Origin of the sequence: Rhodococcus sp. (in: high G+C Gram-positive bacteria), assembly GCF_049286785.1 — a bacterium.
Taxonomy (GTDB): Bacteria; Actinomycetota; Actinomycetes; order Mycobacteriales; family Mycobacteriaceae; genus Rhodococcus_F.
The window spans coordinates 1-2,111 of record NZ_JBAQEO010000619.1 but is presented as its reverse complement, the minus strand read 5'-3'; the positions used below and the strand labels follow the sequence as shown (position 1 = coordinate 2,111).

Below are 2,111 nucleotides of genomic sequence, written 5' to 3'. Positions count from 1 at the left end.
ACGGGAGTAGTGCCGAGAGCACGGCCCAGATGTTCCGCAGCAGCAGTCAGCGCGTCCTCGGCAATCAATTCCGTCACCGCCCCGCCGGACAATCTCTCGGCCACCCGTCCGAGACCCTCGAAGTCGAACGGCTCACCGCCCGATTCGACACTGACCACCGTCAGCTCCATGTGTTCTCCTCGTCGCAAGCCGGTACGGACCGTGATGCAGATTACTCTAGCGCTAGAGTAATGCGGTGTCGAGAGAGGCCGGGGCGATTTCGTTCAAGCTGACAATCCGCCAACGTCCCTCGACTCGCCGATAACGATGCAGCGACGCATAACCCGGCTCCATCACCCGGATACGGTCGGGCACGCCCAGAATCTGGCACGTCCACGCATTGACGACCCCGCCATGACACACGGCGAGTACCCGGCCACCCTCATGACGATCTGCGATGCGATTCATGGCACCCTGGATGCGCGCATGAAACTCGGCCAGGGTGAGCCCCCAGGGCGACAGGTCGCCCGCGAAATAGCTCCGCCATACCGGCGCGGCCCCGTCGTCGTAGTGAACATAGGGCGCCCCGTGATCGAACTCCACCAACCCGTCGTCGAAGGCGAGTGCAAGTCCGAACGCATCGGCGGCCACGCGGGCCGACTGCCGCGCACGCATCTGGGGCGAGCTGTAGATCGCCGTGAGCGGTCCACCCCCCATCAGGTACGGGAGAGTTCCCCTGACTTGAGCCCATCCCACGTCGGACAGACCAGGGTCGCGAGAATTCGCATCATTACGTTGCGGTTCACCATGCCTCATCAGCACGAGATCCACTCCGCCCGAATCCTTGCTAGACATGTGATCGACCTCTCAGCTAGTGTGGATATAGTCTATCACTAGATCATCGGAAGTTAGAACAGCTGACCGTCAGCTTCGAGATCACAGAAGAGGAATACCCGTGACTCACGAGCTCGCCCTCCTGCAAGCTGCACGCCTGAAAGGACGCCTGGCCCCCGAACTGGCAGCACAATCTGTCGGTGTCGATGTCGAGACGGCAGCCACCGAGCTGGCTGCGCTTCGAGACGCCGGGTACGTCAAAGGCGACCCCCAGGTTCGTCTGACACCCGAGGGCAGACAACGCCTTACGGAGCTGGTCGCGGCCGAACGCCCGACGATCGATCGCGAGGCCCTGATGGGGCTCTATCACGAGTTCGATCAGCACAACACCGCCCTCAAGGAGATCATCAGCGACTGGCAGATGAAGGGTGGCGCACCCAATGACCACACCGATACCACCTATGATCAGTCCGTCCTCGATCGTCTGACAGCACTCGATGAGGGCTTCCAACCGCTGGTCCAGCGGATAGCCGCGATCGCCGTTCGCCTGTCCAACTATCATTGCCGCTTCGGCAACGCCATCGAACAGATCCACGCCGGTGACACCGGATTCGTCGCGCGGCCGATCGCGGACAGCTATCACACCGTCTGGTTCGAGTTCCACGAGGAACTCATCGGACTCCTCGGTCTCAGCCGTGAGGAAGAGGCGGCCGCCGGCCGCGCTGTGTAATCAAAAGGAGCTTGAGAATGACTCTGATCTGGCTGGGCGACACACCTGACCTCGATCCACAACTCGTCGGCGGAAAAGCACGCAGCATTAACCGGATGCGTGCGCTGGGAATGCCCGTGCCCCACGCCTTCGTACTCTCGACCGATTTCTGCGCGGAGGTCAACGACAACGACGGCAACCTCACCGAGTCGATTCTGTCCTGTCTGCGCCAGGGGCTGGATCAACTCGAGACCGCCGCCGAACGCCGGCTGGGCGGCGCGGAACGTCCACTCCTCATCTCGGTTCGATCCGGCGGCGCCCAGAGCATGCCCGGGATGATGGACACCGTTCTCAACCTCGGGATGAACGACACCGTCGAGGCGCGAATAGCAGAAATCACAGGCGACAGCGCATTCGCGGCCGATACGCACCGACGCTTTCTCGAACAGTTCGAGAAGGTTGTCGGCACCAAGTCCACCGGCGATCCGTGGAACGACCTCGTGCTGGCCGCGCACGCAGTGTTCGCATCGTGGCGATCACCACGCGCCCAGTCGTACCGCAATCACCATGGGATCAGCCACGACGGCGG

At 62.3% G+C, this 2,111-nt stretch carries 3 protein-coding genes; 2 read left to right on the top strand and 1 reads right to left on the bottom strand.

The features are described 5' to 3' along the window. Positions 1-222: 222 nt before the first annotated feature. Positions 223-834 (bottom strand): histidine phosphatase family protein, encoded by a 612-nt coding sequence (locus WAW17_RS22565; RefSeq protein ID WP_422335139.1) that lies wholly within the window; start codon positions 832-834, stop codon positions 223-225. 100 nt (positions 835-934) lie between these two features. Here WAW17_RS22565 and WAW17_RS22560 point away from each other — a divergent pair, with 100 nt between their 5' ends. Then, complete coding sequence (locus WAW17_RS22560) at positions 935-1,543, top strand: hypothetical protein (protein WP_422335138.1); 609 nt, start codon at positions 935-937, stop codon at positions 1,541-1,543. 17 nt (positions 1,544-1,560) lie between these two features. Continuing rightward, positions 1,561-2,111, top strand: a 551-nt coding sequence (locus WAW17_RS22555) for a PEP/pyruvate-binding domain-containing protein (RefSeq protein ID WP_422335137.1), incomplete at its 3' end; no start/stop codon positions are given.